Here is a 13,440-nt window from a genome sequence, read left to right as displayed (position 1 = left end):
CTGTTTTTGGCGATGGCCCGGCCATGACACGCTCTGGCCTTGAGCAACGCGCTCCCGTCCGGATTTTCTTCATCCGACAAAGCCCCGTCGAATCCGGCGGCGGCTCCGGCCGGTGGATGGCTCAAGTCCCTGATTCCGGGCGCAAACTCGGATCAGGCCACGGCGATCCGACGCGACCGCCTTTTGCAGTGCCGGCGACGCGTTACCGGGCTGACACGAAACTGTCATGCGACTGTAATAATCCAAGGCTATTGGCCTCAGCGGGCGCTGGTTAGCAATGGCGCCGAGAGACCATCTTCCGAACAGGAGCAGGCCACATGAGACATTTCATCCGCTCGGCGGCCGTTGCGATCGCAATGGCTACAGCGTCTACCTTCACCCTTTCCGCAGCCATCGCAGCTGACCTTTCCGGCGCTGGTTCGACCTTCATCTATCCGGTGTTCGCCAAGTGGGCCGACACCTACAAGAAGGACACCGGCATCGGCCTCAACTATCAGTCGATCGGTTCGGGCGGCGGCATCAAGCAGGTCATCGCCAAGACCGTGACCTTCGGCGCCACCGACAAGCCGATGTCCGACGCCGATCTGGAAAAGAACGGCCTCGTGCAGTTCCCGATGGTGATGGGCGGCATCGTGCCGATCGTCAACCTGACCGGCGTCAAGCCGGGCGAACTCGTCCTCGACGGCAAGACGCTCGCCCAGATCTATCTCGGCGCCATCACCACCTGGGACGATGCCGCGATCAAGGCGCTGAACCCCGGCCTCACCCTGCCGTCGACCGCGATCGCCGTCGTGCATCGTTCGGACGGCTCGGGCACCACCTTCAACTTCACCAACTATCTGGTGAAGCTCTCGCCCGACTGGAAGGACAAGGTCGGTTCGGACACCGCCGTCGAATGGCCGACGGGCGTCGGCGCCAAGGGCAGCGAAGGCGTTGCCAACACCGTCAAGCAGACGGACGGCGGCATCGGCTACGTCGAATATGCCTATGCCAAGCAGAACAACCTGTCCTATTCCAAGATGCTGAATGCAGCCGGCAAGGTCGTCGAGCCGTCGCTCGAATCCTTCGGCGCGGCCGCTTCGAATGCGGACTTCAAGGGCGCCAAGAACTTCAACGTCATCATCACCAACGAGCCCGGCGACACCACCTGGCCGATCGCGGCCTCGACCTGGGTCCTGATCCACAAGGCTCCGGATGATGCCGCTGCCACTGGCGAAGCCCTGAAGTTCTTTGCCTGGGCCTACAAGGACGGCAAGGAAACCGCCAAGGCGCTCGACTATGTCTCGATCCCCGACAGCGTCGTCGACCTGATCAAGGCTTCGTGGAAGGCCGACATCCAGGCCGGCGGCAAGCCCGTCTACGTTGGCGAGTAACATCCTCCAAAGGAGCGCCGCGCCCGCGGCGCTCCTTTTCCTTCAACTGAAAGAGCCGAGCTTGACATGAGCGCTGTCCAGGAAGCCTTGCCAGCCGTTAGAAGTTCGCGCGATGCCACCGTTCGACGGTTCGCGCTGACCGACGCAATCTTCCATGCGACAACCCGCGCCGCCGCGATATTGGTGCTGGTTCTGCTCGGCGGCGTTGCGATCTCGCTGTTTGCCGGTTCCTGGCAAGCCCTGTCGACCTTCGGCTTTTCCTTTCTGACCAGCGAAAGCTGGAACCCGGTGACGGAGAAGTTCGGCGCCCTGGCACCGATCTACGGCACCATCATTACCTCGGCCATCGCCATCCTGATCGCCGTGCCGCTCGGTATCGGCATCGCCATCTTCCTCACCGAGCTTTGCCCACGCCCGCTGCGGCGTCCGATCGGCATGGCGGTTGAACTGCTGGCCGGCATCCCTTCGATCATCTACGGCATCTGGGGCCTGTTCGTGCTGGCGCCGTTCCTGCAGACGACGGTGCAGCCCTTCATCATCAGCGTGTTCCACGGCATTCCCGGCCTCAACGGCCTGTTCGCGGGCCCACCTTATGGCATCGGCCTGCTGACCTCGGCGATGATCCTGGCCATCATGATCCTGCCGTTCATCACCTCGATCACCAAGGACGTCTTCGATACGGTGCCGTCGGTGCTCAAGGAATCGGCCTATGGCATCGGCTGCACGACCTGGGAGGTCACGCGCCGGGTCGTCATTCCCTACACTCGCATCGGCATCATGGGCGGCATCATGCTCGCTCTCGGCCGCGCGCTCGGTGAAACGATGGCGGTGACCTTCGTCATCGGCAACGCGCACCGCATCTCGACGTCGCTGTTTGCGCCGGCAACGACCATCTCGGCGACCATCGCCAACGAATTCACCGAAGCGGTCGGCGATCTCTACACCTCCTCGCTGGTCGCGCTCGGCCTTATCCTGTTCGTTATCACCTTCCTGATCCTTGCCATCGCCCGCTACATGCTGATGCGCATCGACGCCCGCACGGGAGCCTGACCGATGTCGACAGCCGCATCGCTTCACCAAAGCCGCAAGCGCAAGAATGGCGTGATGATGACGCTGTGCGTCATCTCTGCCGGCATCGGCCTTGCCTGGCTGGCGCTGATCCTTGGCGCCTTGCTCTACAAGGGCCTGGCCGGCGTCTCCCTCTCGGTCTTCACGGAAATGACGCCGCCGCCCGGCGACGCCGGCGGCCTGCTCAACGCCATCTACGGCAGCATCGTGATGACCATCATCGGCATCATCGTCGGCACGCCGATCGGCGTGCTGGCCGGTACCTATATGGCCGAATATGGCCGCTTCTCGAAGCTCACCACGGTGGTGCGCTTCATCAACGACATCCTGCTGTCGGCGCCGTCGATCATCATCGGCCTGTTCGTCTATGAGCTTATGGTGCGGCCGATGGGGCATTTCTCGGCGATCGCCGGTGCCGTAGCACTCGCCATCCTGGTCATCCCCGTCGTCGTGCGCACCACCGAGGACATGCTCAACCTGGTGCCCAACGCCTTGCGCGAAGCCGGCACCGCGATCGGCGCGCCGCGCTGGGTGGTCATCCGCTCGGTTGCCTATCGCGCCGCGCTTTCGGGCATCGTCACCGGCATATTGCTGGCCATCGCCCGCATCTCCGGCGAGACCGCACCGCTTCTTTTCACGGCGCTGAACAACCAGTTCTGGTCGAGCAATCTCAACGCGCCGATGGCCAGCCTGCCTGTCACCATCTTCCAGTTCGCTCTCAGCCCCTATGAGGAATGGCAGCAGCTGGCCTGGACCGGTGCACTCATAATCACATTGACGGTTCTCGCGCTCAGCATCTTTGCGCGCAGCCTGACCGGACGCAGAGAGGACAAATGAGCCAGATGTTGTCTCCAGACATGACGATCGCCGCCGAGGCGGTGACCAAGGCCAAGATCGAGGTCAAGAACCTCAACTTCTACTACGGCCAGTCGAAGGCGCTGAAGGATATCACGCTGTCGCTGCCCGAGCGCAGCGTCACCGCCTTCATCGGCCCGTCGGGTTGCGGAAAGTCGACGCTGCTGCGCGTCTTCAACCGCATCTACGAGCTTTATCCCAAGCAGACCGCCGAGGGCCAGGTGCTGCTCGACGGCCAGAACATCCTCGACCGTTCGCAGGATCTCAACCTGCTGCGCACCAAGATCGGCATGGTGTTCCAGAAGCCGACGCCGTTCCCGATGTCGATCTACGAGAACATCGCTTTCGGCGTCAGGCTCTACGAGAAGATCAGCAAGGCCGAGATGGACGGCCGTGTCGAGCAGGCGCTCAAGCGCGCGGCGCTGTGGACCGAGGTCAAGGACAAGCTCAATGCCAGCGGCCTCAGCCTGTCGGGCGGCCAGCAGCAGCGGCTGTGCATCGCCCGCACCGTGGCGGTGAAGCCGGAGGTGATCCTGCTCGACGAGCCGGCCTCGGCGCTTGACCCGCTGTCGACCGCCAAGATCGAGGAGCTGATCGACGAGTTGCAGGCCGACTACACGATCGTCATCGTCACCCACAACATGCAGCAGGCGGCGCGCGTCTCGAAGCAGACCGCCTTCATGTATCTGGGCGAACTGGTCGAGTTCGACCGCACCGAGAAGATCTTCACGTCGCCTCGCGAGAAGCGCACGCAAGACTACATCACCGGCCGCTTCGGCTGATCGCACGCATACGAGGACCAGGATCATGGCCGAACACACAGTCGCAGCCTTCGACGAGGATCTCGGACAGATCAGCAGGCTGATCAGCGACATGGGCGATCTCGCCGGCTCGATGGTCGGCGGCGCCACCAAGGCACTGCTGAACTCCGACAATGCTCTCGCTCAGCGCGTCGTCTCCGACGACGCCATCATGGATGCGCGCCAGCGCGAACTCGACGACCGCGCCATCACGCTGATCGCCAAGCGCCAGCCGATGGCCGACGACCTGCGCCATGTCGTCGGCTCGATCCGCATGGCCGGCGACCTCGAACGCATCGGCGACCTTGCCAAGAACATCGCCAAGCGCGTCGGCACTGTCGGCCTCAGCGCCACGCCGCGCGACCTGTCGCATTCCATCGACGCCATGGCGCAGCTGGTGTTGATCCAGGTGCAGGGTGTGATCGAGGAGTATGCGGCGCGCGATGCCGCGGCACTGGCGAAGCTGCGCGCCGACGACGAGCGCATCGACGTCAAATACACCTCCGTCTTCCGCGAATTGCTGACCTATATGATGGAAGACCCGCGCAACATCACGGCTTGCACGCATCTGTTGTTTTGCGCCAAGAATCTCGAACGCATCGGCGACCATGTGACCAACATCGCCGAGAATGCGTACTATGTCCTGACCGGCACGCAACTGCCCGCCAATCGTCCAAAACAGGACGAGACGGCGATGTCGGCGCCGGCGGCCTGAGCGCAGGGGTAATCAATCGATGATCGCACCACGCATCATGGTGGTGGAGGACGAGGAGCCGCTCGGCGTGCTCCTCCGCTACAATCTGGAATCGGAGGGTTACCAGGTCGAGGTGGTGACCCGCGGCGACGAAGCCGAAATCCGCCTGCAGGAGAACGTGCCCGACCTCCTTGTGCTCGACTGGATGGTGCCGGCGGTGTCCGGCATCGAACTCTGCCGGCGCCTGCGAATGCGGCCCGAGACCGAGCGGCTGCCGATCATCATGCTGACCGCCCGGGGCGAGGAAAGCGACCGTGTACGTGGGCTCTCCACCGGCGCCGACGACTATCTGGTCAAGCCGTTCTCGACGCCGGAATTCATGGCCCGCGTCAAGGCGCTGCTGCGCCGCGCCAAGCCGGAAGTGCTGTCCAGCGTGCTCAAGGTCGGCGATATCGTGCTCGACCGTGAATCGCACCGGGTCTACCGCAAGAAGAGCGAGATCCGGCTCGGGCCGACCGAATTCCGCCTGCTCGAATTCATGATGCGGCACCCCGGGCGCGTGTTCTCGCGCAGCCAACTGCTCGACAATGTCTGGGGCGAGACGATCTACATCGACGAGCGCACCGTGGACGTGCATGTCGGCCGGTTGCGCAAGGCGGTCAACAATGGCCGCATGCCGGATGTCATCCGCACCATCCGTGGGGCGGGCTACGCGATCCGCGAGGATTGAGCACGAACTGACTCAGGCGACGTTTTTCTTCGCGGCAGGGCCTGCTTTCGTTTGCACGCCGGGCGCGAAAATCTCCTGGTCGACGAAGGTCAGCGCGCGCATGGCACAGCCTTCGCGGATCAGCGGCAGTTCGTTCGGCTCGGTGTCGAAGGAGATCGATTTCGAGTGCTGGCCGCCGGCGGTCTGGGCGATGGCCTCGCGCAATGCCGGCTCGATCAGGTCGAAGGCAGCGGCGCTGACGCCGACCATGGCGACGGGCGCGGGATCGATCAGCGCAAACAGGCTGCCGAGGCCGTAGCCGAGTGCCTCCCCGGCCTTGCGGTAGGCTTCGCGCTCGGGCCCGTCCCGTTCCCGTGCCGTCGCGGCCAGCGCCCGCATCTGCGCGTCGCTGACATCGGCCACCGGCTCGGTGTCCTCGCTGAGCTGCCTGGCGTTGCGCCAGATGGCGTAATTGCCGGCATAGGCCTCGACACAGCCGCGCCGCCCGCAGCGGCAGAGCGCGCCGCCCGGCCGGTGGATCATGTGGCCGAATTCGCCGCCTGAGGAATGGGTGCCAGTGAACAGCTCGCCCTTCAGCACCAGCCCCATGCCGATGCCGTGCGAAAGCAGGATGGCGATGAAGTCGTCGCGGTAGCGCTCGGGATCGCGCCAGCGCAGCGCCACCGCCATCATGTTGCAGTCGTTTTCCATGGTGGCGGGGATACCGAACTCTGCTTCGAGTATGTCTGCGAAGGCGATGTCGGTCTGCGGTGTGATCGGCGACCACAGCATCGCCCGGGCCTCGGTGTCGGTGATGCCCTGGATCGCCAGCGCGATGCGGGCGACGCTGCGTACGTCGATGTCGGGATCCTCGAGGCGCCGCCGCACTATGGCCACGCACTCGCCGATCAGCGCCTCGCGCGACATGGTCAGCGTGTCCAGCCGGCGCTGTTCCTCCGATATCACCTGGCCGGCATAGTCGATGACTGCGACCGACAGGAAATTCAGCGACAGCACCACGGTCATCACAGCCGCGGCCTCCGGATTGAGGCCGAGGCCGACCTGCGGCCTGCCGCGTTTCAGCGCGCCGGCCTCGCTCGGCTTGCCCTCGGCCAGGATGCCTTCACCGATCAGGTCGGAGGAAATCGCCGATATGGTCGAATGGCTGAGGCCGGTGGTCGCTGCGATCTCGGTGCGCGAGGGCCGGCCGGCCCGGCGCACGGCCGCGATCACCATGGCGCGGTTGCGCCGGCGCAGATCGTCGTGGCGGATTCCGACCGACATGTTTTTTCACATCCTCCCGGTCGCCGCGGTTCTTCCGGTCCTCCCTCGAACGCTGCCGGCGATACGGTCAAATACTGGCAGAAGCGGCCTGTGCTGTCATTTATTTATTGCGAAGCTCGAAAAAAATTCAGAGGGACATCAAAATCCATCAGAATCGTTGTTGACAGCGTTCCGGTGTTGGATCAGTGTTTTTTCGAGGCTCGAAAAAATAGGGCCTCTGTGCCGGCCTTAGGGCCAGTTGGTCGCGCCATACGCGGCGCAGGGAGGAATATCATGAAGAGATTCACAGCCGCCATCCTGGCGGGTGTCGCCATGTCGCTGACGCTTGCGTCGGTCGCGCAGGCGAAGGACAAGGTCATCGGCGTTTCGTGGTCCAACTTCCAGGAAGAGCGCTGGAAGACCGACGAGGCCGCCATGAAGAAGGCGATCGAGGCCGCCGGCGACAAGTATATTTCCGCCGATGCGCAATCCAATCCCGGCAAGCAGCTTACCGATGTCGAGAGCCTGATCTCGCAGGGCGCCAATTCGCTGATCATCCTGGCCCAGGATGCCTCGGCCATCGGCCCGGCCGTGCAGAAGGCGCTGGACGAAGGCATTCCGGTCGTCGGCTATGACCGGCTGATCGAGAACAAGGACGTCTTCTACCTGACCTTCGACAACAAGGAAGTCGGCCGCTTGCAGGCCAGCGCGGTGTTCAAGGCCAAGCCGGAAGGCAACTATGTCTTCATCAAGGGCTCGGGCGCCGATCCGAACGCCGACTTCCTGTTCGCGGGCTCGATGGAAGTGCTCAAGGCTGCCATCGACAGCGGCAAGATCAAGAATGTCGGCGAGGCCTATACAGATGGCTGGCTGCCCGCCAACGCCCAGAAGAACATGGAGCAGTTCCTGACCGCCAACGACAACAAGGTCGACGCGGTCGTCGCGGCCAATGACGGCACCGCCGGCGGCGTCGTCGCGGCGCTGACGGCGCAGGGTCTTGCCGGCACCGTGCCGGTTTCGGGTCAGGACGGCGACCATGCCGCGCTGAACCGCATCGCGCTTGGCACCCAGACCGTGTCGGTGTGGAAGGACGCGCGCGAACTCGGCAAGAACGCCGCCGAGATCGCCTCGCAGCTGGCCGACGGCAAGAAGATGACCGACATCGCCGGTGTGAAGGACTTCACGACGCCCGGCGGCAACACCGTCAAGTCGCTGTTCCTGACCCCGGTGGCCATCACCAAGGACAATCTCAACGTCGTCATCGACGCCGGCTGGATCAAGAAGGACGAAGTCTGCGCGGGCGTCGCCGCCGGCAGCGTCGCCGCCTGCAACTAAAACGGCGCAATACCGTTCGATATCGACGCCGCGGCCCAAAAGCCGCGGCGTTTCTCAAGGGGCTTCCCGCTTCAAATGACCGCGGAAAGCAAATAGCATCCATGTTCGGTACCCGCGCCAGACGGTAAACCGGTGGGAGGATAGCATGACCGACACGACCTCTAATCAACCGGTCGGCAGCACTACAGCGGACAAGGCGCGTGCATCCGAACTCAGCGCCGTCGGACGGTTCCTCAAGGCTACCGAACTCGATACGCGCATGCTCGGCATGGTCGGTGCACTGCTGGTCATCTGGGTCGGCATCCATATCCTGTCGGGCGGGCTTTTCCTGACACCGCGCAATCTGTGGAACCTGTCGGTGCAAACCTCGTCGGTCGCGATCATGGCGACCGGCATGGTGCTGGTCATCGTCATGCGCAACATCGACCTCTCGGTTGGATCCGTCGAAGGCGTGATCGGCATGATCATGGGCGTGGCGCAGGCTGAATTCCTCATCCGCGTCGTCGGTTTCCAGCTTGGAAACCCCTGGCTCTGGATCATCGCGCTGGCGGCTGGCGTGGCGCTTGGTCTCCTGATCGGCGCGTTCCAGGGCTTCATCATCGCCTATATGGAGGTTCCGGCCTTCATCGTGACGCTGGGCGGCCTGCTGGTCTGGCGCGGCATGGCATGGCTGATTACCAGCGGGCGCACGGTCGCGCCGCTCGACACGACTTTCCAGCTGATGGGCGGCGGACCACGCGGCTCGATCGGCGCCACCGCCAGCTGGATCGTCGGTGTCGTCGCCTGCGTGGCGGTCGCCTTCATGCTGCTCAACGGCAGGTCGCAGCGCAAGCGGTTCCACTTTCCGCTGCGCCCTGTCTGGGCCGAGACCTTGCTTGGCGTGGTTGCCTGCGCCGCTATCCTTGGCGCCGTCTGGATCGCCAATTCCTATCCATGGCCGATCGGCATCGTGCGCCAGTATGCCCAGCAGAACGGCATTACCGTTCCCGAAGGCGGGCTGTACATCGCGCATGGCATTGCCATACCGGTGCTGATGGCGGTGGCCGTGGGCATCATCATGACCTTCATCACCAAGCGCACGCGTTTCGGCCGCTACGTCTTCGCTATTGGCGGCAATCCGGAGGCGGCCGAACTTGCCGGCATCAACACCCGCTGGGTGACCATGAAGGTGTTCATGATCATGGGCGTGCTGGCGGCGGTCAGCGCGGCGATCTCGTCGGCCCGGCTCAACGCGTCGACCAATGCGCTGGGCACGCTGGACGAGCTTCTGGTCATCGCCGCCGCCGTAATCGGCGGCACGTCGCTCGCCGGCGGTTCCGGCACCGTGATGGGCGCCATGCTGGGCGCGCTTCTGATGCAGTCATTGCAGTCGGGCATGGTGCTGCTCGGCATCGACTCGCCGCTGCAGAGCATCGTCGTCGGCGCCGTGCTGGTCATCGCGGTGTGGCTCGACACCGTCTATCGCAAGCGGGTTTAGGGGAGAAACGATCATGGCCGACAAAATCGCTCCCGCAACTGCCCCCACAACTGCGGCCCCTGGCACGCCGCTGATCGACATGCGCAACATCTCGATCGCCTTTGGCGGCATCCGCGCCGTCGACGATGCCTCGATCGATCTTTTCCCCGGCGAGGTCGTGGCGCTGCTCGGCCATAACGGCGCCGGCAAATCGACGCTGATCAAGATCCTGTCAGGCGCCTACAAGCGCGATGCCGGCCAGATCTTCGTCAATGGCGAGGAGGCTTCGATCTCCAACCCGCGCGACGCCAAGAAATACGGCATCGAGACCATCTACCAGACGCTCGCCTTGGCCGACAACGTCGACGCCGCTGCCAATCTGTTCCTCGGCCGCGAACTGATGACCGGCTGGGGCACACTCGACGACGTTGCCATGGAGGCCGAGGCCCGCAAGGTGATGGGCCGGCTCAATCCGCGCTTCCAGCGCTTCAAGGAGCCGGTGATCAAGCTGTCGGGCGGCCAGCGCCAGTCGGTGGCGATCGCGCGCGCGATCCTGTTCAACGCCCGCATCCTGATCATGGACGAGCCGACGGCAGCCCTTGGTCCGCAGGAGACGGCGCAGGTCGGCGAACTGGTCAAACAGCTAAAATCCGATGGTATCGGCATCTTCCTGATCAGCCATGACATCCACGACGTCTTCGAGCTGGCCGACCGGGTCTGCGTGATGAAGAACGGCCAGGTCGTCGGCACCGCGCGCACCACCGATGTAACCCAGGACGAAGTGCTCGGCATGATCATCCTGGGCAAATGTCCTCCGGGCGCCATCCCGGGGCCGGGCGCGCTGAAGATCGCCGCCTGAGGCCTGCCGACCGCCCGAAATGCGCTGATCGGCATGGCCGGTTGCCGCTCACGTGATATGCCAGTGATCGCGATGGCTTGGCCTTGCCATTGTGTTGGCCTGACGACTTGCCCATAAAGGTCCGGTATTGCTCATGGACCGCATCATCCGTTGAAGAAACTTTTTCCAATCGTTGCGTTCATCGCCGTAGCGCTGATCAGCATGACCATGGCGGGGTTCGCCTATTTCGCGACGCAGGAAGCCTCCCGCATCAAGTTCGAAGCGGCGGCCGACGACGCGCTCAACCGGATCGAGAGCCGTATCGATCTGCATTTGTCGCTGCTGCGGTCGACACAGGCCCTGTTCGACGCCCGCAATGGAGATATCTCCCACAGCGAGTTCAAGGCGTTTTTCAACGCGCTGGACATCGACAACAATTTCGCCGGCCTGCGGGGCATCGGATTCCTCAGGCTCGTCAAGACGGGGGACGAGGCGGCGGCCGAACGAGACATCCTGCACGATTTCGGCGCCAGCCATCCGATCTATCCGGAGACGACGCAGCCCTGGCGCACGCCCATCATGCTCTTCGAGCCGCTGGATCCGTCCAGCCAGACGGGCATCGGCTACGACATGTTCAGCGAACGAGTGCGGCGCGCGGCGATCGAGCAGGCGATGGCCGACGACAAGCAGCACGCGAGCGGACTGGTGCAACTGGGCCAGGGCACAGGCGCGACACAGACCTTCCCCGGCTTCCTGGTTTTCGTGCGGCTCAACGTCGAAACCGCGCCGGAGGTCATCAACGCATCGCGATCCTCGACCGCGGGCTTTCTCTATGCGGCCTTCCGGGCGCGGGACCTGTTCCAGATCGCGCTCAGTCGCGCGCCGCTGCTGCCGGTCAACACCGAGATCTATGACGGTGCGGTGAACGGCGACAATCTCTTGTTCCGTTCGGAGACGCCGCCGGCCTCCGCCTTTGGCGACCGGCTCCTGGTCACCCGCAAGCTCACTGTGGCCGGCCGCCCGTGGACGGTGCTGTTTCGGCCGACCAGCGCCTTCTCGCAGCCGTCTTCGCGCGCCATCCCTGTGATGCTGGGGCTGTTCGGCCTGCTCGCGGCGGGCGCCATCGCGCTGGTGGCGCGCTATCAGGAGCGCGCCTATGAGGCGGCCTCGCGCCTGCACGAGACGACCGAAAAGAGCCTGCTCGAAAAGGACCTGATGCTGCAGGAGATGAAGCATCGCATCAAGAATTCGATCACCCGGGTGCTGGCGATCGCGCGGCAGACGGCGTCGCGGGCGACCGACGTCAACGAGTTTTCGGCGTCTTTTTCGGCCAGGCTGCAGGCGATGGCAGCCTCCCAGGACATGCTGACGCGCTCGCGCTGGCAGAAGGCCGATCTCGCCGACCTCCTGCGCATCGAGCTTGGCCAGGTGTTCGGCAAAGACCTGCCCGAGGGGTTGTTGTCGGGACCGGAGGTGCTGCTCGACGAGACCACGACGCAGGCGCTTGGCTTGACCTTCCATGAGCTGGCGACCAATGCGCTGAAATATGGCGAAGCCGGCAATTCCGCCAATTCGCTCAGGAGCGACTGGGCGCTCAAAGTCGAGTGGTCGGTGGAAGGGCGCGGGCGGGAGCGGACACTGGCGCTGAACTGGCGGGAGGCCGGGAAGAAAAAAGTCGAGGCGCCGGCCGAGACCGGATTCGGCACCAAGCTGATCGACCTCAACGTCACGCGCGAACTGCGCGGCACGATCAAGCGCGATTTTCAGGCCGACGGTCTGAAGGTGGAAATCAAAATTCCGCTGACAGGCTGAGACGAATATTCAGGCCGACAGCAAATGGCACGCCCATACGTGCAAAATCCGGAGGCCGGCGAACCGGCCTCCGGATCGAAGTTTCAACTATCGCCGAATCAGTTGCAGCGGGCCGTGTAGATCCGGCCGCGATGATCGCGATACTGGCAATAACCATTGCGCAGGTTGCGCACCAGCAGGCCGGACCCGGCACCGACAGCTGCACCGATCAGCGCGCCCTTGCCGCCGCCGACCAGACCGCCGATACCGGCGCCAATCAAGCCGCCGCCAACCACGTCCTGCTCGGTCGAGGTGCAGCCGCTGAGAGCGGCAACCGCAACCATGGCAATAATCATCTTCCGCATAGAGTCACTCCTCACTTTGTGTCCACACTTTGGTAAGCTCCAGCAGCCATTTAGCATGAAATGACGACCTTTGCTGCGCGAATTTATTCTTGGCTAAGATAGTCTTTTTCTGGGCGCATCGCATTCGATGCCATGACAAGGCTGGAAATGGCAAGAGAGGCGTCGAGGCTGCCGTCGGGACGCACCTTCCAGACGACCTGGTCGTAGTCATCCTCGAGTGCTGGATCGACAGCGAGACATCTGGCGACGATGTGCTGCGCCTGCCCCTGCACGTCGCCCATGGCAAACGGCCGTTCGGCGGTGCATTCGTCGGCGGTTTCGAAAATGCTCACCGGCACCTGCAGCTCACGACAATCGGTCATCGAGTTGCTGCAGCCGATGACAAGCAACAATGCAGCGATGTGTTCCATGGCGACATGCCCTCTCGCCACAACAACGGCCCATATCGGCCAAAAGTTCCTGAGCGGTCGGGGTGACATGCGAATAATGCCGGCGCTGAACCGGTTAACAGCGCGCACTGTTGCCAGCAGGGGTTCGGTCAGGTCAGCTGGAACATAGCGATGAGGAGAATTGTCGAGGCCGCCGCCAGGACGATGCCCCACAGCAATGTGTGATGCGGCGAGCTAAGCGGTTCCGCGGATGCTTCGTGATCCTGGAATTCGCCCATCGAAACACGGGCAGCCTGTTCCAGTCTGTTCATGTCGGCGACCGCCAAGCATTCCTCCCACACCGTGCCGCAACCCAGCGGATTGCAGCGGCATCTGGGAAAAACAGCATCCGCCCTATGGTGAACAGCCGGTTAAGCATCGTTGATTGCGGCCAGAGCCGGATGATTTCTGGTCGGATCGACCTGAAATCTGAATCCGCCTCTAAATCAAAGAGATAGCGCAAGA

General features: G+C 63.4%; 14 protein-coding genes. 10 read left to right on the top strand and 4 right to left on the bottom strand.

Features of this window, described 5'->3' with window-relative positions; translation table 11 throughout:
* Window positions 1-317: 317 nt before the first annotated feature.
* From pstS to phoB, 6 genes are all read left to right on the top strand, one after another.
* Window positions 318-1,373: a phosphate ABC transporter substrate-binding protein PstS gene (pstS, locus tag ACLGL5_RS03020; RefSeq protein WP_083246445.1), complete on the top strand. Its 1,056-nt coding sequence runs from the start codon at window positions 318-320 to the stop codon at window positions 1,371-1,373.
* Between the two features lie 66 nt (window positions 1,374-1,439).
* Window positions 1,440-2,423: a phosphate ABC transporter permease subunit PstC gene (pstC, locus tag ACLGL5_RS03015; protein WP_019861606.1), complete on the top strand. Its 984-nt coding sequence runs from the start codon at window positions 1,440-1,442 to the stop codon at window positions 2,421-2,423.
* Between the two features lie 3 nt (window positions 2,424-2,426).
* Window positions 2,427-3,278, top strand: a complete 852-nt coding sequence (pstA, locus tag ACLGL5_RS03010; protein ID WP_019861605.1) for a phosphate ABC transporter permease PstA — start codon at window positions 2,427-2,429, stop codon at window positions 3,276-3,278.
* Window positions 3,275-4,078 (top strand): phosphate ABC transporter ATP-binding protein PstB, encoded by an 804-nt coding sequence (gene pstB, locus ACLGL5_RS03005; RefSeq protein WP_020629059.1) that lies wholly within the window; start codon window positions 3,275-3,277, stop codon window positions 4,076-4,078. The genes pstA and pstB overlap by 4 nt, the downstream gene beginning before the upstream one ends.
* A gap of 25 nt (window positions 4,079-4,103) precedes the next feature.
* Entirely contained in the window at window positions 4,104-4,811 is a 708-nt protein-coding gene (gene phoU, locus ACLGL5_RS03000) for a phosphate signaling complex protein PhoU (RefSeq protein ID WP_010911897.1), read from the top strand.
* A gap of 19 nt (window positions 4,812-4,830) precedes the next feature.
* Window positions 4,831-5,520, top strand: coding sequence for a phosphate regulon transcriptional regulator PhoB (gene phoB / locus ACLGL5_RS02995; RefSeq protein WP_010911896.1), 690 nt, complete (start codon window positions 4,831-4,833; stop codon window positions 5,518-5,520).
* A gap of 12 nt (window positions 5,521-5,532) precedes the next feature.
* Here the strand turns inward: phoB and ACLGL5_RS02990 are convergent, their stop codons facing one another.
* The gene (locus ACLGL5_RS02990) at window positions 5,533-6,783 is read right to left on the bottom strand and encodes an ROK family protein (protein ID WP_019861603.1); all 1,251 of its coding nucleotides are present in this window, start codon (window positions 6,781-6,783) and stop codon (window positions 5,533-5,535) included.
* A 273-nt stretch (window positions 6,784-7,056) separates the two neighbouring features.
* Between ACLGL5_RS02990 and xylF the strand changes: the two genes are divergently transcribed.
* The 4 genes from xylF to ACLGL5_RS02970 all read left to right on the top strand — a co-directional run bounded on the left by xylF (window position 7,057) and on the right by ACLGL5_RS02970 (window position 12,203).
* Window positions 7,057-8,097 carry a D-xylose ABC transporter substrate-binding protein gene (gene xylF, locus ACLGL5_RS02985; RefSeq protein ID WP_019861602.1) on the top strand — a complete coding sequence of 347 codons (1,041 nt, stop codon included), beginning with the start codon at window positions 7,057-7,059 and terminating at the stop codon, window positions 8,095-8,097.
* 145 nt (window positions 8,098-8,242) lie between these two features.
* The gene (locus tag ACLGL5_RS02980) at window positions 8,243-9,574 is read left to right on the top strand and encodes a sugar ABC transporter permease (protein ID WP_069090310.1); all 1,332 of its coding nucleotides are present in this window, start codon (window positions 8,243-8,245) and stop codon (window positions 9,572-9,574) included.
* Window positions 9,575-9,587: 13 nt separating this feature from the next.
* Window positions 9,588-10,412 (top strand): ATP-binding cassette domain-containing protein, encoded by an 825-nt coding sequence (locus ACLGL5_RS02975; RefSeq protein WP_019861600.1) that lies wholly within the window; start codon window positions 9,588-9,590, stop codon window positions 10,410-10,412.
* 150 nt (window positions 10,413-10,562) lie between these two features.
* Complete coding sequence (locus ACLGL5_RS02970) at window positions 10,563-12,203, top strand: CHASE domain-containing protein (protein WP_069090309.1); 1,641 nt, start codon at window positions 10,563-10,565, stop codon at window positions 12,201-12,203.
* 98 nt (window positions 12,204-12,301) lie between these two features.
* Here ACLGL5_RS02970 and ACLGL5_RS02965 read toward each other — a convergent pair whose 3' ends face one another.
* From ACLGL5_RS02965 to ACLGL5_RS02955, 3 genes are all read right to left on the bottom strand, one after another.
* Window positions 12,302-12,547, bottom strand: coding sequence for a YMGG-like glycine zipper-containing protein (locus ACLGL5_RS02965; protein ID WP_019861598.1), 246 nt, complete (start codon window positions 12,545-12,547; stop codon window positions 12,302-12,304).
* Between the two features lie 83 nt (window positions 12,548-12,630).
* Window positions 12,631-12,957, bottom strand: a complete 327-nt coding sequence (locus tag ACLGL5_RS02960) for a hypothetical protein (RefSeq protein ID WP_069090308.1) — start codon at window positions 12,955-12,957, stop codon at window positions 12,631-12,633.
* Between the two features lie 128 nt (window positions 12,958-13,085).
* On the bottom strand, window positions 13,086-13,262 hold the full coding sequence (locus tag ACLGL5_RS02955; protein ID WP_171903221.1) for a hypothetical protein: 177 nt from the start codon (window positions 13,260-13,262) through the stop codon (window positions 13,086-13,088).
* Between the last annotated feature and the right edge of the window lie 178 nt (window positions 13,263-13,440).

This window comes from Mesorhizobium sp. U510, from assembly GCF_059180695.1.
Note: the sequence above shows the minus strand (reverse complement) of the source record. Positions and strands in the feature narration are given on the sequence as shown.